Origin of the sequence: Falsiroseomonas sp. CW058 (assembly GCF_050563535.1) — a bacterium.
In the GTDB taxonomy this organism is placed as follows: domain Bacteria; phylum Pseudomonadota; class Alphaproteobacteria; order Acetobacterales; family Acetobacteraceae; genus Falsiroseomonas.
This window is the reverse complement of the sequence record NZ_JBNXUO010000048.1, coordinates 1-21865: the sequence shown is the minus strand read 5'-3', so window position 1 is coordinate 21865 and position 21865 is coordinate 1. Positions and strand designations below refer to the sequence as shown.

Below are 21865 nucleotides of genomic sequence, written 5' to 3'. Positions count from 1 at the left end.
GGCGGGGCCGGCCGCCGCCTTCCCCGCCAGGGCGGGGAAGGCCGGGCGCGGGTCAGCCCTGGTCGCGCGGGTCCGGCTGGCGCAGGTCCGGGCCGTCGCCCTCGGGCTCCAGCGCGTGGCCGTTGTGGCCATTCGCCATGCCGTTGCCGCCCATGTCGGGCTGGTCGCCCATGCCCATGCCCATGCCTTCCATCCCGCCATCCTGCTGCTCCGGCCCGTTCTGGTAGCGCCGGTGCTGCTGCGGATGGCCCCCGCCCTGCTGCTGCTGGGCCTGGTTCATGGCGTTCAGGATGCGGAAATAGTGCTCGGCGTGCTGGAAGTAGCTCTCGGCCATCACCCGGTCGCCCGCGCCGGTCGCGTCACGGCCGAGCTGCAGGTACTTCTCGAAGAGCTGCTGCGCGGTGCCGCGCAGCCGCATGTCCGGACCGTTGCTGTCGAAGACGTGGTTGCGGTTCATGGGCTGGTGGCCACCGCCGCCGCCGCCCCCGCCGCCACCCTGGCGGTACTGGCCGCCGCCCCCGCCCCCGTGGCGATGGCCGCCACGGCCGCGCATGCGTTTCATGTTCATTGGTCGGGCGTTCGCCGTCTCGCAATCGCCTGGCCGACAAGGCGGATGCCCCGGCGGAAAGGCTGCATCATCTGGTTGCATCGGTGCGGCAAGCCGGGAAGGAGGCGGCGGCCTTCATGGGCCCGGCCACGTAACCCGGCGGTTGCCCGGGCGCATCCACGCGCCCAGGGCCGCAGCGGCAACCTAATGCGGCACCGCCCGGTCGCCAAACGGTTTTTTCGCGACCGGCGGCATCCCCACTTCCAGGACCAGCGCGCGTTCGACCCCGCCGAGGTCCGCGCGGCAGCCCAGCGGGCGCAGGCCGGACGCCAGCGCCAGCGCCTCGACCGCCCCGCGCTGCCCCTGCCCGAGTTCCAGCACCGCCTTCCCGCCGGGGGCGAGCAGCGCCGGCAGCCCCGACACGATGGCGCGATAGGCGACCAGCCCGTCCTCCCCCCCATCCAGCGCCAACCGCGGCTCGTGCCGCGCCACTTCCGGCATCAGGCCGGGGATGGCGGCCGATTCGATGTAGGGGGGATTGGACAGGACCAGGTCGAACCGGGCGGAAAGCGCCGCCGCCCAGTCCCCCGCGAGGAAGGCGGACCGGCCCGCCAGGCCATTGGCGCGGGCATTCGCCGCCGCCAGCGCCGCGGCTGCCGGCGCGCGGTCGACCCCGATGCCGAAGGCCCGCGGCCGTTCTGACAGCACCGCCAGCAGCAGGCAGCCGGTGCCCGTACCGAGGTCGAGCACCCGCAGCGGCGCATCCCCGTCCGGGCAGGCCTCCAACGCCGCTTCCACGATCGCCTCCGAATCCGCCCGCGGGACGAGGGTGGCGGGCGAGACGGCGAGGTCGAGGGTCCAGAACCCCTGCCGACCAAGGATATGGGCCATCGGCATGGCCGCCAGCCGCGCCCCGAGCGCGGCGCGGAAGCGCGCCTCCGCCGCGGGCGGCACCGCGGCGCGGGGGTCGCGCAGCAGATCCTCGGTGCTGGCGCCCATGGCATGGCCGAGCAGCAGGCGGGCTTCCAGGCGGGGATTGTCGATCGCCGCGGCGCGGAGCAGCTGCCCGGCCTGGCAGAGGAAGGCGCCGACGGTGCCGCCGGGCTCGCAGGTCACCGCGCGGCCGGCCCCGGCGGCATCACTCCGCCTCGGCCGCCAGCCGCGCGGCCTCGTCCTCGGCCGTCAGCGCGCCGATGATCTCGTCGAACTCGCCCAGCATCACGCGGTCGATCTTGTGGAGCGTGAGGCCGATGCGGTGGTCGGTCACGCGGCCCTGGGGGAAGTTGTAGGTGCGGATGCGCTCCGACCGGTCGCCGGTGCCGACCTGTGCCTTGCGGTCGGCGGCGCGGGCCCCCTGGACGCGGCTGCGCTCGGCGTCGAACAGGCGGGCGCGCAGCACCTTCATCGCCTTGGCGCGGTTCTTGTGCTGCGACTTCTCCTCCTGCATCGCGACCACGGTGCCGGTGGGCAGGTGGGTGATGCGGACCGCGCTGTCCGTCTTGTTCACATGCTGCCCGCCGGCGCCGGAGGCGCGGTAGGTGTCGATGCGGAGGTCGGCGTCGTTGATCTGCACGTCCACGTCCTCGGCCTCCGGCAGGACGGCCACGGTGACGGTGGAGGTGTGGATGCGGCCCTGCGCTTCCGTCGCCGGCACGCGCTGCACGCGGTGAACGCCGGATTCGAATTTCAGCCGCGCGAAGACGCCGCGCCCCTCGATGGAGGCAACCGCGCCCTTCACGCCGCCGAGGTCGCTTTCGTCGTAGTCCAGGATCTCGAAGCGCCAGCCCTGGGACTGGGCATAACGCTGGTAGGCGCCGAACAGCTCGGCCGCGAACAGCGCCGCCTCGTCGCCGCCGGCAGCCGGGCGCACCTCCAGGATCGCGCTCCGCTCATCCGCCAGGTCGCGCGGCAGCAGCATCAGCCGGATCTCGCGTTCGAGACCCGGCAGGCGGCCCTTGAGGTCGAGATACTCGGCCTCGGCCAGCTCCTTCAGCTCGGGGTCGCCGAGCATCGCCTCCGCCTCGTCGCGGGCACGTTCCGCGGCGCGGTATTCCTGCACCTTGGCGACAAGGGGCTCCAGCTCGTTCAGCTCGCGCGCCAGCGCGCCGACCTGCGCGCCATCGGCGGTGTTGAGCATGTGCCGGACCTCGTCGGCCCGGTTCAGCAGCCGGTCGAGCTTCTGGGGAAGGCTCATGCGGAAAGGCGCTTCACCGCCTCGTCCGCCGGCAGCGTCTCCTGCGTGCCGGCGTCGAGGTCGCGCAGCTGCACGACGCCGCGGGCCTGCTCGTCCTCGCCGAGGATCAGCGCGGCGCGGGCGGCGAGCTTGTTCGCGCGCTCCATCCGGCGCTTGAGGTTGCCCTTGTAGGCGATCTCCGCGACGACGCCCGCCGCGCGCAGGCGCTGCACCAGGGCGAGGGCGGCCGCCTCCTGCGCCTCGGCCACCGGGATCACGGCGACGGGACGCGGGGCGGCGGGGGCGGCGGCGAGGAGCATGGAGAGGCGCTCGACCCCGGCGGCCCAGCCGACGGAGGGGGTGGGCGGGCCGCCCATCTCCTCGACCAGGCCGTCATAGCGGCCGCCGGCCATCACCGTGCCCTGGGCGCCGAGGCGGTCGGTGACGAATTCGAAGGCGGTGTGGCTGTAGTAGTCGAGGCCGCGCACGATCCGCGGGTTGATCCGGGTCGGCACGCCAAGCGTGGCCAGGTGCCGCAGCACGGCGTCGAAGAAGCCGCGGGCGGCGTCGGTCAAATGCGGCTCGATGGTCGGCGCCTCGGCCACGATGCGGCGGTCGCCCTCGTCCTTGGAATCGAGGATTCGGAGCGGGTTCTTCTCCAGCCGGACCTGGCTGTCGGCGGAGAGCCGGTCGCGATGGGCGGTGAAGTGTTCGACCAGCGCCGCGCGGTAGCGGTCGCGGCTCTCGGCGTCGCCCAGCGTGTTGATCTCCAGCAGCACGCCATCGGCGATGCCGAGGGATTGCAGGATGTGCCAGCCGGCGGCGATCACCTCGGCGTCGGCCAGCGGTTCCGCAGCGCCCAGCACCTCGGCGCCGATCTGGTGGAACTGGCGGTAGCGGCCCTTCTGGGGGCGCTCGTAGCGGAACATCGGGCCGGCGTAGAAGACCTTGCGCGGCAGGTTGGACTGGGTGAGGCCGTTGCTGACCAGGGCGCGGCAGACGCCCGCGGTGTTCTCGGGGCGCAGCGTGACCGAATCCCCGCCGCGGTCGGTGAAGGAATACATCTCCTTCGTGACGACATCGGAAGTGTCGCCGAGGGAGCGGGCGAAGACGCGCGTGTCCTCGAAGATGGGGGTGGCCCATTCCTCGAAGCCGTAGAGGGCGACGACCTTCCGGGCCGCCTCGATCACGTGGTGATGGGCCCGGAACTCCTCGCCGACGAGGTCACGGGTGCCGCGGACGGGCTGAAGGGGGCTGGCCATGGGGGCGGTATCGCGCCCTCGGGGGCGTGCGACAAGACTCGTCGCGTGCGTGGGGCCGGGCGGCGCGCCGGGGTGGGGCGAAGAGGCGCGTGGCACGCCGCCTCCGCCCGTCCCGGCGCCGCTGTCATACGATCGGTCATTTGCAATGACCGATCGTATGCTTTTTTGGTGCCCTCAAACGCCGGGCGCGCGCTCCGCGCGCTTGGCTGCGCGCCACTTGGCGCGGCCGCCATTCGGCGGCTCGGCCGCTTCCGCGGCCGCATGGATCAACCCATCTTGCCGTTCGTATCAGACGCGGGTGCTGCCCAGCACGGCCATCTCGCCCTTGGCGAAGTCGAGGTGGAGAAGGGCGGCATGCTCATGCGCCTTCCCGGCCTTCAGGGCCTGCCCGTAGATCCCGACGCCCGACATGAGGTCTCCCTTCATGGCGCGGTCGAGCATGTCGTTGTGCGTCGCGCGCTCCTGGGGGGTGCCGGGGCTCGCCCCGCCCGCCACACCACCCACCGCCCCGACGGCGGCACCGCCGGCTGCCGCCATGAGCAGCAGCGGCGAGGCGAGCCCCCCCGTGATGACCGTCAGCGCGGCGGCGATGCCCATGCCGATCCCGCTGGATTCGATCTGGGTCATGTCGATGTGCTCGGCCCAGTCGCCCCAGTAGATCAGCCGCTCGACCAGCAGGAATTGCATGGTGCCGGACTTCAGGCTTTCCTTCCTGCACGAGAAGAGGGCGTCGCAACGCGGCCGGAAGGAGGAGTTGTTCATCCCGTCCTTGCGCGTGAAGACCATGTTCCAGATCGTTCCGGTGCAGTGGTCGCGCTGGACCTCGTAGCTCTGGGCGGAGAGTTCGAGGTCGAAGACGTCGCGCGCCTCGGACTGGTTGTAGCTGAAGGTTCCGGCCACCTTGCCGGTCAAGGTGGAGGCGGTGCTGCCCGTGATGTCGGCGCCGAGGGTGATGCCCCAGGAGGATTGATGCCGCGTCGCCCGGTTCTCGCGCTCCGGGGACATGGTGTCATGGTCGATGTTGAAGGCGCTCAGCGGAGAGGGGCGCGGCGGCTGCTTGCCGGTGCGGGACGAAACCCTGACGGCGTCGCTCAGGCAGCCGATGTAGTCGGTCATCACCGGCATCGGCACCGAGAGGTCGGACAGCAGGGGGACCAGCCCGATCTGGACGATGAACAGGGGATTCTGCTGATCGCTCGCATAACTGCCATTCCCGAGCGATGCGATGAGGTAGTCGATGTTCGCATGGGCGCCGGTCGTGTCCACGAAGCGCCGCAGCGCCAGGTCGGTGCCAAGCGGGCTGTGAAGTTCCCATTCGTTCGTCATGTCTCGTCCCTCCTGGGTTGCAGTCCGGATGGCCCACGGTCAGGCTGACGCAGGTCGTGCGCCGGCCACGCGGCATGGCGGCCCAGGCGTTGCCGGGCGCGCCGATCGGCGGGTTCATGCCAGTGACGGGTCGTCGGTGACGGTCGGTGAGCGAGGCCGAGACACGCATGCCTGACGCGGCAAGGTGATCGAGGCTGACCGCTGGGCTTGCGAAGGCTCGGAAGCGGGCTTCGGCGTGGATGCCGCGGATGGAAGCCGAGAACGCGGAGCCTCCCAGCGGCACGCCAGGATCGGCTTCACGCTCCGCCGTTGTCAACGTCGAAGTGACAAGGCGCAGGATCCGAGGCCTCGCTCCGGCCTGCCCTGCGCGCCCCCTGGAGGCCGGGGAGGATTTGGCGCCCCCTCCCTCTCGGCAGGCTACTCGGCCGCGGCCCGTTGCGCCTCTGCGGCGGCCTCGACTGCCTTCTCGGCGGCCATCGCGGCGGCCTTGGCCTCCACCAGGCCGACGATGTGCTCGACCATCTCCTCGGTCTTCACCGTGTGGCTCTGCCGGCCCATGCCGTAGACCATGTGGGTGCCGGCGCCGCCGCCGGTGAGGCCGATATCGGTCATCAGCGCCTCGCCCGGGCCGTTCACCACGCAACCGATGATGGAGAGGCTGATCGGCTGGGTGATGTGGGCCAGCCGATCCTCGAGCTTCTCCACCGTGCGGATCACGTCGAAGCCCTGGCGGGCGCAGGAGGGGCAGGAGATCACCTTCACCCCCCGGTGGCGGAGATGGAGCGACTTCAGCATCTCCCACCCGACCGAGACCTCCTCCTCCGGCTCCGCGCTCAGCGAGACGCGCAGCGTGTCCCCGATGCCGGCCCAGAGGAGGGAGCCGAGGCCGATGGCGGATTTCACCGTGCCGGCGCGCCGGCCGCCGGCCTCCGTCACGCCGATGTGCAGCGGGTGGTCGCAGGCCTCGGCCAGTTGCTGGTAGGCGGCGACGGCCAGGAACACGTCGGACGCCTTCACGCTGATCTTGAACTCGTGGAAGTCGTGGTCCTGCAGGTGGGCGGCGTGCCACAGCGCGCTTTCCACCAGGGCGTCCGGGTTGGGCTCCCCGTATTTCTCCAGCAGGTGCTTCTCCAGGCTGCCGGCATTGACGCCGATGCGGATGGAGCAGCCATGGTCGCGCGCCGCCCGCACCACTTCCTTCACGCGGTCCTTGGAGCCGATGTTGCCGGGATTGATCCGCAGGCAGGCGGCCCCGGCCTGCGCGGCCTCGATGGCGCGGCGGTAGTGGAAATGGATGTCGGCGACGATCGGGACATTCACCTCCCGCACGATCTCGGCCAGCGCGGCGGTGCTCTCCTCGGTCGGCACGGAGACGCGGACGATGTCGGCGCCGGCCAGTTCGCAGCGGCGGATCTGCTCGATCGTGGCCTTCGCGTCCTCGGTCGGCGTGTTGGTCATGGTCTGGACGCTGATCGGCGAATCGCCGCCGACGGGGACCTTGCCGACATGGATCAGCCGGGACCTGCGGCGGGTGATCTGCTGGTAGGGGCGATACGACATGCGGGTCCCGTCGGGCGTGTGACGCCCCCAGAATAGGGGCGCCGCGCCGCCGATCCCAGGGGGAAGCGGTAGGGAAGCGGCGGGGAAGCGGTGCGCGCCGGCTATTGCCGGGCGGCGGTGGCGGCGACCGGCGCGGCGGGGGCGGGGTTGGCGGTGGGCAGCGGCGCCAGGCGCTGACGCAGGCGGTCCGGCTCCAGCACGATGTTGCGCCGCACCCCGATCAGCCCATCCAGCGCCGGGGCAGGCTGGCCATCCACGATGATCTCGAGCCCGTCGGCCTTGCCGGTGTCCAGCAGCAGCCCGTCACGCAGGGGCACGCCCCAGGCCTCGCCCGGGCGCAGGACCTTGTTCAGCAGCACGCCGCCGCCGCGCGGGTCGCGCACCTGCACCCAGGCGCCTTCCGGCATGTTCGCGCGCGCCCGCAGCGCGACGCGCGTGCCCTCCGGCAGGCCGGGGATGGCCACCGCGGCCGGCAGCGGCGCGGGCGCGACCACGGGCGGGGGCGGGACGGGCACGGTCGCGGCCTGGGCGGCGGTGTTGGCGCCCGGTGGGGGCGGGGCGGCGATGCCGCCCGGCGGTGGCAGGGCCGAGAGCGGCAGCGACCCCGCCTCCCCTCCGCGGCCGGTCAGCTGCGCGCGGCCCTGTTCGGCCGCCGCTTCCAGCCGGGGGGGCACCGGGGGCACCACGTCCACGGTGCGGTTGCCCGCGCCCGACCAGTTGAACCAGGCGACATAGGCGCCGATGGCGATGGCGGCGCCCGCCACCACCACCACGCCCGCCGGCATGCCCCGATCCGGCACGGGTTCGGGGAAGACGAGGCTCGGCCGTCCCGCCGCCGCGCCCGAGACGTCGCGGAAGCGCCGAACCATCTCATCCGCGTCGAGGCCGAGGCCGGCCGCGTAGGTGCGCACGAAGCCGACCGCATAGGCGATGCCCGGAAGGTCGCGGATGCGCCCTTCTTCCAGCGCCTCGAGATAGGCACGGCGGATGCGCAGGCGCACCGCCATCTCCTCGACCGAATGGCCGAGCGTGAGCCGCGCGTCGCGCAGCTCCTCCCCCACCCGGGCGGCCTCGGCGCCGCCGGTCTCGGCCTGTCGGGGGATGCGCTTGAGATCGTAGGGCACGGGTCCGACACCTAGCGCGGCGACTTCACGGCCGCAAATCGAATCACGCCTTCGCGGGTGGCTGCCCCGGCAACGAATGGGCAGGGTTGCAGGGAAGCCTCAGCCGGCGACCAACGGTGGCGGCCGCCCGGCGTTCCTCGCCGCCCACGCGTTCGCGGCCTGCCCGACGAGTTCCCGTACGATCTCCGCCGCGGGCTGTTCGCGCGTGACCATGCCCACGCTCTGCCCGGCCATCAGGGAGCCGTTCTCGACATCGCCGTCGATCACCGCGCGGCGCAGCGCGCCGGCCCAGAAATGCTCGATGTCGAGCTGGGCGGCCGCCTTCTCGACATCGCCTGCCAGGTAGCGGCGGATGGTCTCGGCCTGATGTTCCAGGAAGCGCTTCGTGCCGCCGTTCTGCAGGGCGCGGACCGGGATCACCGGGAAACGCTCGTCGAGCTGCACGGTCGGCAGCGCATCGCGCGCGGCGCCGCGGATGAAGGCCTGCTTGAACTTCGGATGGGCGATCGATTCGGTGGCGCAGACGAAGCGGGTGCCGAGCTGGACGCCCGCCGCCCCCATCTCGAGATAGGACAGGATCGCCTCGCCCCGGCCGATGCCGCCGGCCACGAAGACCGGGACCTCCCGGACATGCGGCAGGATTTCCTGCGCGAGGACGTTCAGCGAGACGGGGCCGATATGGCCGCCGGCCTCGCTGCCCTCGATCACCAGCGCATCGGCGCCCGACCGCACCAGCTTCTTCGCCAGCGCCAGCGCCGGCGCGAAGCAGACCACCCGCGCGCCGCCTTCCTTCGCCGCCTTGATGGCGCTGCCGGGCGGGATGCCGCCGGCGAAGACGATGTGGCTCACCCGGTGGTCGAGGCAGGTCCGGACCAGCTGGTCCAGCCGCGGATGCATGGTGATGAGGTTCACGCCGAAGGGCCGGTCGGTCAGCGCCTGGGTCGCGGCGATCTCCTCGGCCAGGCGCGGCGGCTCCATCGCGCCGCAGGCGATCACGCCGAAGGCGCCGGCATTGGACAGCGCCGCCACTAGGTGGCGCTCGCTCACCCACGACATCGCGCCGCCCATGATGGCGGTGCGGCTGCCGAGGAAGGCGGCACCCCGCGCCATCAGCGCGTCGATCGCCGCCAGCGCCTCGGCCGACGGGGCGGGGGCCTGGGGCGGGGCGTCCATCGGGCTCAGCCCTCCGCCCGGCGCGCCGGCTCCGGCCCGTCCAGGCCGTAGGCGGTGTGCAGGGCGCGGACGGCAAGTTCCGTGTAGTCCACCGGGATCAGCACGCTGACCTTGATCTCGCTCGTCGAGATGACCTGGATGTTGATCCCCTTCTCCGACAGCGCCCGGAACATGGTGGAGGCGACGCCGGCATGGGTCCGCATGCCGATGCCGACCACCGAGATCTTCGCCACGTCGGGGTCGGAGAGAAGCTCCTCCCACCGGATGGTCTCGCGCGCCTTGTCGAGCACGTCCTTCGCCCGCGGCAGGTCGGCGCGACCGACCGTGAAGGTCATGTCCGTGGTGCCGTCGGCGCCGAGGTTCTGGACGATCATGTCCACATTGACGTTGGCGGCCGAAAGCGGGCCGAAGACCGCGGCGGCGATGCCGGGCCGGTCGGGCACGCGGCGCAGCGTCACCTTCGCCTCGTCGCGCGAATAGGCAATGCCGGAAACGATGGGCTGTTCCACGATCTCGTCCTCATCCACCACCAGGCTGCCTGGCTTGTCCTCGAAGCTGGAAAGCACCTGCACCCGCACGCGCTGCTTCATGGCGAGTTCCACGGAGCGCGTCTGCAACACCTTGGCGCCCACCGAGGCGAGTTCCAGCATCTCCTCGTAGGAGATCTTCTCGAGCTTGCGGGCGCGCGGCACGATGCGCGGGTCGGTGGTGTAGACGCCGTCGACATCGGTGTAGATGTCGCATCGGTCGGCCTTCACCGCCGCCGCCACCGCCACCGCCGACAGGTCCGACCCGCCGCGGCCGAGGGTGGTGACGCGCCCGCGCCCGGGCTCTAGCCCCTGGAAGCCGGCCACCACCGGCACCTGGCCGGCCTGCATCCGCTCGATCAGCAGCGTGCCGTCGATGCTCTCGACCCGGGCCTTGCCATGGGCGTTGTCGGTCAGAATCGGGATCTGCCATCCCTGCCAGGAGCGGGCATCGACGCCGATGGTCTGCAGCGCGATGGCCAGCAGCCCGATCGTCACCTGTTCGCCGGTGGCCACCACCACGTCGTATTCGCGGGCGTCGTGCAGGGGCGACAGCTCCTGGCACCACTTCACCAGCTGGTTGGTGGTGCCGGCCATGGCGGAGACCACCACCGCCACCTCATGGCCGGCCTCCACCTCCCGCTTCACGCGGCCGGCGACGTTGCGGATGCGGTCGAGATCGGCGACGGAGGTGCCGCCGAACTTCATCACGATGCGGGCCATGCTCGGGTCCGGGGGCCTCTGCGCGGGTTTCTGGAGGGCGGCCCCTGTTGCGCCCGTCCGGGGGGCGGACAGATAACGGGGGCGTGCGCCTTGGGCAACCGGGCGGCGAAGCGGAGTAGCCATGTCGGGTACGGCGGTCGAGGCGGAGATCCGGAAGTTCGGCGCGCTGGCGGCGCGCTGGTGGGACCCGGACGGGCCCATGAAGCCGCTGCACCGGATGAACCCGTTGCGGACCCGCTGGATCGCGCAGCGCATCGCGCGCCGCCATGGCAGGTCCGGGACGGACCTGTCAGGTCTCACCCTGCTCGATGTCGGCTGCGGCGCCGGGCTGGCCTCCGAGGCCTTCGCGCGGATGGGCGCCGCCGTCACCGGCCTGGACGCGGCGGGGGAGGCGCTGGCAGCGGCGCGGGCCCATGCGGCGGCCGGCGGCCTGTCCATCTCCTACCGCGAGGGCGGGCCGGAGGACCTGGCGGCCGAGGGCGCGCGGTTCGACGCGGTGGTCGCGCTCGAGGTGATCGAGCATGTGGAGGACCGCGCCCGCTTCTGCGCCGCGCTGGCGGCCTGCGCGGGGCCTGGCGCCCCGGTCTTCCTGTCCACCCTGAACCGCACGGCGCGGTCCTTCCTGCTGGCGAAGCTCGGCGCGGAATACGTCCTGCGGCTGCTGCCGGTCGGCACGCATGACTGGCGGATGTTCCCGACGCCGGGCGAACTCGGCCAGGTACTGCGGGGCGCGGGGCTGCGGGTGACGGACCTCGCGGGGATGACGATGGACCCCCTCACCGGCCGCTGGCGGGAAAGCCGCGACCTCGGCGTGAACTACATCGCCATGGCGGAGCGGTAGCGCCCCGCCCTACCCTCATACCGGGCCCATGAAGTGCTGACGCACTTCATGCTTCAAGCGCCAGCGCGCCTCCGGCGCTCGGCTTCGCCGCATCCGCGGCGGCGCCCGTTCGGGCGCTCGGCCCGCTTCGCCGGCCGCAGGTCGGGACTTCGTGAGCCGGGTATCACCCGTCGGCGCGGGGCACCCAGGGCAGGCGGGCGACCTCGATCCCGTCCTCGGCCAGCGCCTCGGTCTCGGCCTCCGTGGCCTCGCCGTAGATGCCGCGCGCCTCGGCCTCGCCGTTGTGGATCTTGCGCGCCTCCTCGGCGAAGTCGCTGCCGACATAGTCGCAGCTTTTCTCCACTTCGGCCCGAAGCTTCTGGAGCATGGCGACAAGCTGCGCCGGCATCGGGCCGGCCGCCAGCCGCTGGCCCGACGCGGGCTCGGGCACTGGCGCGGGGGCGGGCGCCTCGGCGGGTTTCGGCGGCTCGGGCGCGGCGGCCTTGCGGCGGCTCGACACCACGGCAGGCGCCATCAGGGCGCGTTCCACCTGGGTGCCACCGCAATGGGTGCACTCCACCAGGCCGGCCCCGGCCAGCCTGTCGAACCCGGCACTATCCTGGAACCAGCCGTCGAACTCATGCCCGGCGGCGCAGCGGAGCTGGTAGTGGATCATCCCTTCACCCTGGCCGCCGGATGTTGCGGCACGATTGCGGCACAGTCTGGCACTCCTGGACGGGGAGTGCCAGTCACGCCGCGAGAAGGGGTTCCAGCCCGCCCTTCCGGTCGAGCGCGACCAGGTCGTCGCAGCCGCCGATGTGGCGGCCGTCGATGAAGATCTGCGGCACCGTCGTGCGGCCGCCGGACCGCGCGACCGCCTGCCGGCGGGCCTCGGACCCGTTGGGGGCGTGGATCTCCTCGAAGGGCACGCCCTTCTGGCGGAACAGGGCCACCGCGCGGGCGCAATAGGGGCAGAAATCCTGGACGTAGACTTCGATCTTCGGCATGGCGCTCAAGGTCGGGACGCAGGCCGGTCCGGTCAAGCCTCCCGCGGGAGGCGCGGGTCCGGCACGCGGGCGGCGGCCAGCACCTCCACCGCCGCGGCGCCGGCGCCGAGCAGCACGCGGGCGCAGGCCTCGGCCGTCGCGCCGGAGGTCATCACGTCGTCCACCAGCAGCACGCGGCATCCCGCCACGCGATGCGCCGCGCCGGGGCGAAGGGCGAAGGCGCCGTCCAGCAGCGCCGCGCGTTCCGCCGCCCCGCGATCGCCGAGCGCGGGCGTAGCGCGGGTGCGGCGCAGCAGGTCCGGCAGGAAGGGCAGCCGCGCCCCGGCGGCGAGCCTGCGGCCGAGCAGCGCCGCCTGGTTGTAGCGGCGCGCCAGCAGCCGCCGCCAATGCAGCGGCACCGGCGCCACCAGATCCGCCCGCGCCAGCAGCGCCGCCCCGGCCTGCGCCATGCGCGCCGCGATCGGCCCTGCCAGCTCCGGCCGGTCGCCATGCTTGAAGGGCAGGATCAGCCGCTTCGCCCCGTCGTCGTAGCGCAGCGCGGCGCGGGCGCAGGCGAAGGCCGGCGGATGGCTGCGGCAGCCCGGGCAGAGCCCGTCCGCGCCGGCCTGCCCGGCATGCAGGAAGGGCGCCCCGCAGATGCGGCAGGCGGGCGCGCCGAGCGCGGTCAGCCCCCGGAAACACTCGGCGCAGAGCGTCCCCTGGCGCTGCACGCCCAGCTCGCAGGTCAGGCAATGCGGCGGCAGCAGCGCGTCGAGCGCCGCGCCGCCCAGCCGGCGCAGCAGGCTACCAGGCGCCGAAAGGGGCATCGCCGTCGCGCCCGACCGCGTGGACGAGGTCGACCTCCCAGGCAAGATAGGCGCGCATCGCCTCCTCCACGCCGTGGTTGCGGTCATAGGGGCGCAGATGGGCGTCGATGCAGGCCTCGTCCGGCGGGTCGGCGCGGTCGGCCGCCATTGGGAAGCCCGCCGCCTTCCAGGCGGCCGTGCCGCCCTCCAGCACCGCGGCAGGGGCCGGCACCAGCGCCCGCAGTTCCTCCAGCGCCAGGGCGGCCAGCGCCGGGTCGGGCGCGGCGACCACCAGGCGGCGGTCGGCCGGCAGGCGCGGGGCGACGCGGTCCAGCCGCGTCCGCACGCCCCAGACCGCGCCGGGGATGTGCCCCGCCCTGAACTCGATGGACCGGGCGAGGTCGAGCACGGCCGCGCCCCCTTCCGCCAGCGCCGCGGCGAGTTCCGGCACGCCGATCCGCGGCACGCCGCGCGGCAGGGCCGGCGGCAGCGCCTGTTCCAGCCGGCCGGCGAGGCCGCCTTCCAGCACGAAGACCTCCCACCCGCCGAGCTGGCGCAGCCAGCCCGCGGTCATGTTCGCGCGCGTGCCGGTGTCGTCCACGAGAACAATGCGGGCGTGGCGCACCGCCACCCAGGCATCGGTGGCCTGCACCAGCTGCCCGCCCGGCGCGCTGCGCGACCCCGTCAGGTGGCCGGCCGCGAATTCACCGGCGTCGCGCACGTCGAGCAGGTAGGTGGTCCGCGACCGATCGCCGAGCATGCGGTCGAGCCCCGCCCGGTCGATCGAGGTGACGCCCTGCGCCGTGGCGAAGCGCCGCGCGCGCGCCAGCGTCGCCGCCGCGTCGGGCGGCGTGCCGCCGGGGTGGCGCTCGGTTCGGCCATGCTCGCAGCGGAAGCCGGCGAGTTCCCAGCCCATGGTGCCGTTCCGCAGCGCCACCACGCGGTTCGGCAGCCCGGCCTGGCGCAGGCTTTCCGCGCCCATGATGGACCGGGTGCGGCCGGCGCAGTTCACCACCACCGTCGTCGCCGACCCCCGCAGCATCCCGGGCACGCGATAGGCAAGCTCCGCCCCCGGCACGCTGATGCCGCCGGGGATCGACATGGCGTGGAATTCGGCCGGGGTGCGGCTGTCGACGATCAGAAGGTCTTCGCCGCGCGCCTGCATCGCCGCCAGTTCCCCGGCATCGACAGAGGGCGTGCCGTAGTGGTGCTCCACCCATTCGCCGAAGGCCTTGGAGGGCACGTTGACGCCCGAGAACACCTCGAACCCCGCGGCCTTCCAGGCGGGCGTGCCGCCGGCCAGGACATGCAGGTCGGTGCAGCCGAGCCCGGCCAGCACCGCCGCCAGCCGCGCCGCGAGCCCTTCCCCGCCATCGGTGCAGACCACGCGGACCCCGCGCCGCGGCAGCAGGGCCGGGGCGCGCAGCTCGGCCTGCGACAGGGGGCAGGGCACCGCCCAGAAGGGGTGGGCGGCGCCGAATTCCCCCTCCTCCCGCGCGTCGAGGATCGCAAGCTCCCGGCCGTCGCGCAGCCAGGCCTTCAGCGTGGCGGCGTCGATGGCGCGGGCGGCGGGTCCGGCGGGGGTGGGGCGGTCCAACGCGGTCAGGCCTTGGCCTGCTCGGTGGGCTTCATGAAGTTGCGGTTGTAGGCGGTCACCGTCCCCGTCTCGGGGTCGAAGGCACGGCGGTTGTCGAGCTTCTCCAGCGCCAGGCCATACATGTGCAGGTGGCGCGTCGGGCGGTCGCCCTGGGTGTGGATGGAATGGATGTCCTCCGGCATCAGGCAGATGCCGCGGCCGGGCTCCACCATCACCTCCTCGCGCACGCGCAGCTCGCACTTCTCGGGGTCGCTGCCGTCGTCGGTGCGCTCATACACCTTGTTCAGCTCCTGCCCCTCCACCGCGACGACCACGGCCCAGGTCGTGTGGTCGTGCGGCTTGGTCGCGTTCCCGGGGTTGAGCGCGTTGAGGTAGAGCGCGAAGCGGTTGCCGGCATCCTCCTGCAGCAGGTAGCGGTTCGCGCCCTTCTGGCCCGGCGCGGGCGGCGGGAAGACGTGGCTCGGGAACAGGTGTTCCTGGGCGGCGAGGGCGAGAAGCTCGGCCTTGATCCGTTCGAGCGCCGGGCGCGTGACGCCCGCCTCGGCCTCGATGGCGCGGATGCGGTCGATGGTGGCGCTGACGGCCGTGCTGCGGGCGGCGTTGATGTCGGTCGCGTTCATTGGCGATGTCCTCCGGGCGGTCGGGGGAGCCTAGCGCGGGTTTCGGCGGAGGCGAAGCGCGTGGCGGCCGCCTTGTGCGCCGGGTCGCGCGGGGACATCTGGCGGGGATGGATCCGATGCAGGTCTTCGACAGGCGCCTGGTGCGGCTTCGCCGCGACCGCGCCGCGGCCACGGTCGGGCGCGTCGCGCCGATTCTGGATGCGGCGGCGGAGCGTCTGCTGGACCGGCTGGACGACACCACGCGCCGCTTCACCCGCGCGCTCGACCTCGGCGGGCGGGGCGTGGTGGCGCCGCGGCTGGCGGCGCGGGGCATCCCCTTCGTCGTCTCGGCCGACCTGTCGGCCGCCATGGCGCGCGGGGCGGGCGGGCTGCCGGTGGCGGCGGACGAGGAATTCCTGCCCTTCGCGCCGGAGAGCTTCGACCTCGTGGTCGCCTCCCTTTCCCTGCACTGGGTGAACGACCTGCCGGGCGCGCTGATCCAGATCCGCCGCGCGCTGCGGCCGGACGGGCTGTTCCTCGCCTCCCTCCCCGGCCTCGGCACGCTGCAGCCGCTGCGGGACGCGCTGGCCGAGGCCGAGGCGACGCTGCGCGGCGGCATCTCGCCCCGCATCTCCCCCTTCCCGGAGTTGCGGGACGGGGCGGGGCTGCTCCAGCGCGCCGGCTTCGCCCTGCCGGTGGCGGATGGGGAGGAGATGCCGGTCGCCTACCGCACGCCGCTCGCGCTGTTCTCCGACCTGCGGGCAGGGGGGGAGGCGAATGCGGTGCTGGCGCGGGACCCCCGCCCGCCGCCGCGGGCGCTGTTCCCGATGGCTGCCGCCTCCCTCCCCCAGGGGCCGGAGGGCATCCTCCCCGGCCTGCGGCTGATCGTCCTGACCGGCTGGGCGCCGCATGAGGGCCAGCAGAAGCCGGCGCGGCCGGGCAGCGCCACCCACCGCCTGTCGGACGCCCTCGGCACGACGGAGCACCGCGCGGGCGACCGGGCGGGGGGCTGACCTGCGCCGGGCGCGATGCATCCGCGCCTTGCAACCGGGCGTTCCAACGCGCATCTTCGGCCATTCTCCCAGCGCGCGGCACGGACGGTTCGACCACCATGGAGCAGCAGGGCGGCGAATCCCGCCGCATCACCATCCACGCCCCCTCCGATTTCGAAGGGATGCGGCGGGCAGGACGGCTTGCGGCCGAGACGCTCGACATGATCACGCCGCATGTGAAGCCGGGCGTGACCACGGACCAGATCGACCGTCTGATCCATGATTTCGTCCTGGCGAACCACGCCATCCCGGCGACGCTCGGCTACCGCGGCTACACCCGGTCCTCCTGCACCTCGATCAACCACGTCGTCTGCCACGGCATCCCGGGCGAGCGCGTTCTGGTGGACGGGGACATCGTGAACATCGACGTCACCGTCATCCTCGATGGCTGGCATGGCGACACCAGCCGGATGTACGTGGCCGGCGAGGCTTCGACCAAGGCGCGGCTGCTGATGGACGTGACCTACGAATCGATGATGCGCGGCATCGCCGCCATCCGCCCGGGCGCCACGCTCGGCGATGTCGGCCACGCGATCCAGTCCTTCGTGGAACGGCACCGCTTTTCCGTCGTGCGGGACTTCTGCGGCCACGGCATCGGCCGGCGCTTCCACGAACCGCCGAACGTGCTGCATTTCGGCAGGCCCGGCGAAGGCCCGGTGCTGCGGCCGGGGATGTTCTTCACGGTCGAGCCGATGGTGAATGCCGGCCGGCCGGAGGTGAAGATCCTCGACGATGGCTGGACCGCCGTGACGCGCGACCGCAGCCTTTCCGCCCAGTTCGAGCATATGGTCGGCGTGACCGAGGAAGGGGTGGAGATCTTCACCATCTCCCCCGCCGGGCTGCACCGGCCACCCTATCAGGGCTGACCGGCGCAAGGCCCGGGGCCGCAATCCGGGATTGAAACGCCCGGCCCGCCGTTGCAGGGTTGCATTCCCGCAACGGAAGCCAGGATGGCCCGGAAGCCGCAATTCGCCGAAGCCGGCGCCGATCTCGGCGGCCTGTTCGCCCTGCCGCAGGCGGCGACACCCGCGGGCGCCGAGCCGCCGGGCCATCTCGGCCACCGCGCCCGGATGCGCACGCGGCTGCTGGAGGCCGGGCCGGAGGCGCTGCTCGACCACGAACTGCTCGAGATGCTGCTGTTCACCGCCCTGCCCCGGCGCGACACCAAGCCGATCGCCCGCGCGCTTCTCGCCCGCTTCGGCGGCTTCGCCGAGGCGCTGGCCGCGCCCGTGCGGGAGCTTCAGGAGGTGGAGGGGATGGGGGAGGCCGGGGTCGCCGCGCTGAAGACCGTGCAGGCGGCGGCGCTGCGGATGATGCGGGCGGAACTGCGCGACCGGCCGCTGCTGAACAACTGGGACCGCCTGGTGGGCTACCTGACCGCCGCCATGGCGCGGGAAGCGGTGGAGCAGTTCCGCGTCCTGTTCCTCGACAGCCGCAACCGCCTGCTGGCGGACGAGGCGCAGGCCCGCGGCACCGTGAACCACACCCCGGTCTATCCGAGGGAGGTGGTGAAGCGCGCGCTGGAATTGCAGGCGACCGCCCTGATCCTCGTCCACAACCACCCGAGCGGCGACCCGACGCCGAGCCGCGCCGACATCGAGATGACGCAGGAGGTGAAGAAGGCCGCCGCCACGCTCGGCATCACCCTGCATGACCACCTGATCGTCGGCCATGGCCGGCAGACCTCGTTCCGGCGCGAGGGGCTTCTTTAGGGAACGCTCGCCAGTTGACCGTGACGCCCCCCGATCGGCATGCTGGCGGCATGTCCCGGCACGCCCTGCTGCCCGCGCTCCTCCTTGGCCTCGCCGCGGCGACGGGCGCGCTTGCCCAGGGGAAGCCTGCGCCGAGCAACCTGCCCTCCGCCGCCTTCCCGCCCCTGCCCACGGCCAAGCCGCCGCCGCTGGCCGCCGCGCCGCAGCCGGCGGTGGCCGGCAAGCCCGGCGCGCCGCAGCCCGGCGCCGGCGCGGGGCGCATGGTCTCCTCCGGCACGGGGTTCATCATCGCGCCGGGCCGCGCGCTCACCAACCACCACGTCATCGAGGATTGCCGCGGCGTGCGGGTTCGCAGCGCCGGCGGGGCCGACCTGCCCGCGCGCGTCCTCGCCTCCGACCGCGACCGTGACCTGGCGCTGGTCGAGGTGCCGGACAATGCCGGCCCCGCCCTGCCCTTTCGGCGCGACCAGACGATCCGGCGCGGCGAAGGGGTGGTGACCTACGGCTTCCCGCTCGCCGGGCTGCTCTCCTCCGGGCCGACGCTGACGACGGGCGAGATCTCGGCGCTTGCCGGCCTGTCGGACAACCAGCGCCAGTACCAGATCAGCGCGCCGGTGCAGCCCGGCAATTCGGGCGGGCCGCTGCTGGACATGGGCGGCAACGTCGTGGGGGTGATCGTGTCGAAGCTGAACGCGCAGCGCGTGGCGCAGCGCACCGGCGACATCCCGCAGAACGTGAACTTCGCGGTGAAGGGCAGCGAGGCGATGGACTTCCTGCGCCGCAACCGCGTCGAGCCCCGGCTGGGCGACTTCACGCCGCGCAACGCGGCGGAGGTGGGCGAGGCGGCGCATGCCTCGGTCCTGTTCGTGCGCTGCATGGGGTAGGCCGCGCCCCCGCCGGGGCGTGGGGCGCTACCCGTCGATGTTCGTCGCCGTCCGCGGACGCGCGGCCTGGTTCCAGGCGGTGCGGATCGCCTCGCTCACGCCCACCGGGTCGGGCACGCCGCGCAGCACATGGACCTCCTCGGTCCGGCCCTCCGTGCTTTTCACAACGACGTCGCCGATGCCGAGCAGCCGGTGCCACAGTGCCTGCTTCGAGACGACGTCGCGGATGCGGAAGACCTCCACGTCGTCGCGCACCTTGGTCCAGAAGCCGCTCTCGATCACCACCCGTTCCGAGGTGATGCGGATGCGCTGGCGGCCGAGGAAGGGGAGGCCGAGCAGCAGCAGCGCAACCGCCCCGCGGACCAGGCCGTAGCTCCGCTTGGTCTCCCGCGTCGCCAGGATGTCCGTCTCTGCCATCTTCCGCCTCCGCAACCGCCGCAGACTGGCGCGGCGGTCAGCCCGCCACAAGCCATTCCGCGAGAAGGGCGTTCGCCTCGGCCGGCTTCTCCATCACCGGCAGGTGGCCGGCGCCGGCGATGCGGGCAAGCCGCGCGCGGGGGATCAGCCCTGCCATCTCCTCCGCCAGGTGAGGCGGGGTCAGCACGTCGCCCTCCCCCACCGCGACCAGGGTTGGCACGGCGATGCCGGGCAGGTCCGGGCGGCTGTCGGGCCGGTGCATGATGGCGCGCTGCTGGCGGTGGAAGGCGGCCCGGCCGACGCGCCCGGCCATCGCCATCACCTCCGCCGCCAGTTCGCCGCCGAGATGGTCGGGGTGCAGCAACTGCGGCAGCAGGCGGGGCGTGACGCCCCGGAACATGCCGCTTTCCGACAGCGCGAGAAGGGCGCGGCGGCGGCGCGACTGTTCGGCGGTGTCGGGCCGGGCGGAGGTGTCGAACAGCGCCAGGCGGTCCACCCGCGCGGCGGCGCGGCGCATCACCTCGAAGGCGACATAGCCGCCCATGGACAGGCCGCAGACGGCAAGCCGTACATCCCCCGGCACCGCGGCCAGCGCCCGGGCGGCCATCCCCGCCACGGTGTCGTCATGCGTCAGGTCCGCCACCACGCAGCGCAGCGCCGGCGCCAGCGCCGCCACCTGGTCGCGCCAGAGCCGCGCGTCGCAGAGCAGGCCGGGAAGGAGCAGGAGCACGGGTCGGTCCGCCATGCGCGGCGCATAGTTTGGCGCCTCAAAGGCCGCAACCCCGTCCAAGCTTGATTTTGCGCGGCCGCCGGCGCATATGCGGCGGGTCCCGCTCGCCCCCACCAGCGGCGTTCGACCTTGCGCGTGGTGTACCTCCGATGCCGATCGTGCCGGGGGCCATCGCGCAGGGGCGGCAGGCCAGAGGCAATAGAGAAACGACCACCTTGAACGAACACAGCGACGCGACCGCCCCGCGCGCGGCCGAGACCGAGCACAACGACTCCGCGGCCCATCCCGGGACCGCCGCCCCGGCCGGGGCCGCGCCTGCGGCCGAGGCCGAAGTGCAGGTCGTTGCCGCCGCCCCGACCGAGGAGGCCGAAGCGTCCGACCGTGACACCGTCGCGCCCCGGGCCGGGGACGAGGATGCCGGCGACGACCGGGACGAGGTGGAGGATGACGACCTCGCCGAGGAGGCCGAGCGCGCCGCCGAGGATGACGGGGACGACCGCGACGACGACTCCGAGGAGGACGCCTCCGAAGAGGAGGACGCCGACGAGGACGACGACGCCGAGGAGGAAGACGACTCCGAGGAGGACGGCCCCTCCGACGAGGACGAGGCGCTGGCCGAGGAGGCCGCTAAGACCACCTTCGCCGACCTTGGCCTGTCCGACCCGATCCTGCGCGCGGTGACGGAGGCCGGCTATCTCTACCCGACGCCGATCCAGGAACAGGCGATCCCGGTCGTGCTGATGGGCCGCGACGTGCTGGGCTGCGCCCAGACCGGCACGGGCAAGACCGCGGGCTTCACCCTGCCGATGCTCGACATCCTGGCGGGGTCGCGGGCCAAGGCGCGCATGCCGCGCAGCCTGATCCTGGAGCCGACGCGCGAGCTGGCGCTGCAGGTGGCCGAGAACTTCGTCAAATACGGCAAGCACCTGAACCTGAACCACGCGCTGCTGATCGGCGGCGAGAGCATGAACGACCAGCGCGACGTGCTCGACAAGGGCGTGGACGTGCTGATCGCGACGCCGGGGCGGCTGCTCGACCTGTTCGACCGCGGGCGCATCCTGCTGGCGGACTGCAAGGTGCTGGTGATCGACGAGGCGGACCGCATGCTGGACATGGGGTTCATCCCCGATGTCGAGCGCATCGTGTCCATGCTGCCGCGGATGCGCCAGACGCTGTTCTTCTCCGCCACCATGGCGCCGGAGATCCGCAGGCTGGCCGACGCCTTCCTGCAGAACCCGCGGGAGATCACGGTCAGCGCTCCGGCGACGGTGGCGACCACCATCACCACCGGCCTGGTCTGGGTGCGGGAGCATGACAAGCGGGAGGCCCTGCGGCGCCTGCTGCGGGCGGAGGCGGTGCAGAACGCGCTGATCTTCTGCAACCGCAAGGTCGATGTCGACATCCTCTACAAGTCGCTGAAGCGGCACGGCTTCTCGGTCGGCGCGCTGCATGGCGACCTGGACCAGTCGCAGCGTTTCGCGACGCTGAACCGCTTCAAGGCGGGCGACATCAAGCTGCTGGTGTGCAGCGACGTCGCGGCCCGCGGGCTCGACATCGGCGGGCTGTCGCATGTCTTCAACTTCGACGTGCCCTTCCACGCCGAGGACTATGTCCACCGGATCGGCCGCACGGGCCGGGCGGGGCGCGAGGGCCATGCCTACACGCTCTGCACGCCGGAGGAAGCGCGCTCCCTCGCCGCGATCGAGAAGCTGACCGGTAAGCCGATCCCGCGGATGGAGATCGACGGCCTCGACCCCGTGACGGCCGAGGAGATCGCCGAGGGCGCGAAGGCCAAGCGCGGCCGCTTCGGCCGCCCCGCCCGCTCCGGCGGGTCGGAGCGCGGCGCC

The 21865-nt window shown here is 72.9% G+C and carries 22 protein-coding genes; 6 read left to right on the top strand and 16 right to left on the bottom strand.

Features of this window, described 5'->3' with window-relative positions; translation table 11 throughout:
* Positions 1 to 52: 52 nt before the first annotated feature.
* From ACK8OX_RS23730 to ACK8OX_RS23690, 9 genes are all read right to left on the bottom strand, one after another.
* The gene (locus tag ACK8OX_RS23730) at positions 53 to 568 is read right to left on the bottom strand and encodes a DUF4167 domain-containing protein (RefSeq protein WP_430666750.1); all 516 of its coding nucleotides are present in this window, start codon (positions 566 to 568) and stop codon (positions 53 to 55) included.
* Between the two features lie 183 nt (positions 569 to 751).
* Positions 752 to 1663: a peptide chain release factor N(5)-glutamine methyltransferase gene (gene prmC / locus ACK8OX_RS23725; RefSeq protein ID WP_430666749.1), complete on the bottom strand. Its 912-nt coding sequence runs from the start codon at positions 1661 to 1663 to the stop codon at positions 752 to 754.
* A gap of 22 nt (positions 1664 to 1685) precedes the next feature.
* A complete protein-coding gene (gene prfA, locus ACK8OX_RS23720; RefSeq protein ID WP_430666748.1) occupies positions 1686 to 2741 on the bottom strand; it encodes a peptide chain release factor 1 in 1056 nt (351 codons plus the stop codon).
* Positions 2738 to 3982, bottom strand: a complete 1245-nt coding sequence (gene hisS / locus ACK8OX_RS23715) for a histidine--tRNA ligase (RefSeq protein ID WP_430666747.1) — start codon at positions 3980 to 3982, stop codon at positions 2738 to 2740. The genes prfA and hisS overlap by 4 nt, the downstream gene beginning before the upstream one ends.
* 288 nt (positions 3983 to 4270) lie before the next feature.
* Entirely contained in the window at positions 4271 to 5308 is a 1038-nt protein-coding gene (locus ACK8OX_RS23710) for a hypothetical protein (protein WP_430666746.1), read from the bottom strand.
* 417 nt (positions 5309 to 5725) lie between these two features.
* A complete protein-coding gene (gene ispG / locus ACK8OX_RS23705) occupies positions 5726 to 6868 on the bottom strand; it encodes a flavodoxin-dependent (E)-4-hydroxy-3-methylbut-2-enyl-diphosphate synthase (protein ID WP_430666745.1) in 1143 nt (380 codons plus the stop codon).
* 101 nt (positions 6869 to 6969) lie between these two features.
* Entirely contained in the window at positions 6970 to 7992 is a 1023-nt protein-coding gene (locus ACK8OX_RS23700; RefSeq protein ID WP_430666744.1) for a helix-turn-helix domain-containing protein, read from the bottom strand.
* Positions 7993 to 8091: 99 nt separating this feature from the next.
* On the bottom strand, positions 8092 to 9165 hold the full coding sequence (locus tag ACK8OX_RS23695; RefSeq protein ID WP_430666743.1) for an NAD(P)H-dependent flavin oxidoreductase: 1074 nt from the start codon (positions 9163 to 9165) through the stop codon (positions 8092 to 8094).
* A gap of 5 nt (positions 9166 to 9170) precedes the next feature.
* Positions 9171 to 10415 carry an aspartate kinase gene (locus ACK8OX_RS23690; protein ID WP_430666742.1) on the bottom strand — a complete coding sequence of 415 codons (1245 nt, stop codon included), beginning with the start codon at positions 10413 to 10415 and terminating at the stop codon, positions 9171 to 9173.
* A gap of 121 nt (positions 10416 to 10536) precedes the next feature.
* Here ACK8OX_RS23690 and ubiG point away from each other — a divergent pair, with 121 nt between their 5' ends.
* Complete coding sequence (gene ubiG / locus ACK8OX_RS23685; RefSeq protein ID WP_430666741.1) at positions 10537 to 11256, top strand: bifunctional 2-polyprenyl-6-hydroxyphenol methylase/3-demethylubiquinol 3-O-methyltransferase UbiG; 720 nt, start codon at positions 10537 to 10539, stop codon at positions 11254 to 11256.
* 163 nt (positions 11257 to 11419) lie between these two features.
* Here the strand turns inward: ubiG and ACK8OX_RS23680 are convergent, their stop codons facing one another.
* The 5 genes from ACK8OX_RS23680 to ACK8OX_RS23660 all read right to left on the bottom strand — a co-directional run bounded on the left by ACK8OX_RS23680 (position 11420) and on the right by ACK8OX_RS23660 (position 15244).
* Positions 11420 to 11911 (bottom strand): DUF1178 family protein, encoded by a 492-nt coding sequence (locus tag ACK8OX_RS23680; RefSeq protein ID WP_430666740.1) that lies wholly within the window; start codon positions 11909 to 11911, stop codon positions 11420 to 11422.
* Between the two features lie 73 nt (positions 11912 to 11984).
* The gene (gene grxC / locus ACK8OX_RS23675; protein ID WP_430666739.1) at positions 11985 to 12242 is read right to left on the bottom strand and encodes a glutaredoxin 3; all 258 of its coding nucleotides are present in this window, start codon (positions 12240 to 12242) and stop codon (positions 11985 to 11987) included.
* A 32-nt stretch (positions 12243 to 12274) separates the two neighbouring features.
* The gene (locus tag ACK8OX_RS23670; protein WP_430666738.1) at positions 12275 to 13048 is read right to left on the bottom strand and encodes a double zinc ribbon domain-containing protein; all 774 of its coding nucleotides are present in this window, start codon (positions 13046 to 13048) and stop codon (positions 12275 to 12277) included.
* Positions 13026 to 14624 carry a rhodanese-like domain-containing protein gene (locus tag ACK8OX_RS23665; protein WP_430666737.1) on the bottom strand — a complete coding sequence of 533 codons (1599 nt, stop codon included), beginning with the start codon at positions 14622 to 14624 and terminating at the stop codon, positions 13026 to 13028. Before ACK8OX_RS23665 ends, ACK8OX_RS23670 begins: the two co-directional genes overlap by 23 nt.
* Before the next feature lie 5 nt (positions 14625 to 14629).
* The gene (locus ACK8OX_RS23660; protein WP_430666736.1) at positions 14630 to 15244 is read right to left on the bottom strand and encodes a cysteine dioxygenase; all 615 of its coding nucleotides are present in this window, start codon (positions 15242 to 15244) and stop codon (positions 14630 to 14632) included.
* A 107-nt stretch (positions 15245 to 15351) separates the two neighbouring features.
* Here ACK8OX_RS23660 and ACK8OX_RS23655 point away from each other — a divergent pair, with 107 nt between their 5' ends.
* The 4 genes from ACK8OX_RS23655 (at position 15352) to ACK8OX_RS23640 (ending at position 18871) form a co-directional block, all read left to right on the top strand.
* On the top strand, positions 15352 to 16236 hold the full coding sequence (locus ACK8OX_RS23655; RefSeq protein WP_430666735.1) for a methyltransferase domain-containing protein: 885 nt from the start codon (positions 15352 to 15354) through the stop codon (positions 16234 to 16236).
* Positions 16237 to 16334: 98 nt separating this feature from the next.
* Positions 16335 to 17141: a type I methionyl aminopeptidase gene (gene map / locus ACK8OX_RS23650; protein WP_430666734.1), complete on the top strand. Its 807-nt coding sequence runs from the start codon at positions 16335 to 16337 to the stop codon at positions 17139 to 17141.
* Between the two features lie 84 nt (positions 17142 to 17225).
* Complete coding sequence (gene radC / locus ACK8OX_RS23645) at positions 17226 to 17987, top strand: RadC family protein (protein ID WP_430666733.1); 762 nt, start codon at positions 17226 to 17228, stop codon at positions 17985 to 17987.
* 50 nt (positions 17988 to 18037) lie between these two features.
* Positions 18038 to 18871: a S1C family serine protease gene (locus tag ACK8OX_RS23640; protein ID WP_430666732.1), complete on the top strand. Its 834-nt coding sequence runs from the start codon at positions 18038 to 18040 to the stop codon at positions 18869 to 18871.
* 27 nt (positions 18872 to 18898) lie between these two features.
* On the opposite strand, the gene ACK8OX_RS23635 is transcribed toward ACK8OX_RS23640, so the two are convergent.
* Positions 18899 to 19288, bottom strand: coding sequence for a PH domain-containing protein (locus ACK8OX_RS23635; RefSeq protein ID WP_430666731.1), 390 nt, complete (start codon positions 19286 to 19288; stop codon positions 18899 to 18901).
* A gap of 37 nt (positions 19289 to 19325) precedes the next feature.
* Complete coding sequence (locus tag ACK8OX_RS23630; protein WP_430666730.1) at positions 19326 to 20033, bottom strand: alpha/beta fold hydrolase; 708 nt, start codon at positions 20031 to 20033, stop codon at positions 19326 to 19328.
* A gap of 134 nt (positions 20034 to 20167) precedes the next feature.
* Between ACK8OX_RS23630 and ACK8OX_RS23625 the strand changes: the two genes are divergently transcribed.
* The coding region (locus ACK8OX_RS23625; protein ID WP_430666729.1) for a DEAD/DEAH box helicase at positions 20168 to 21865 on the top strand (1698 nt) is incomplete at its 3' end.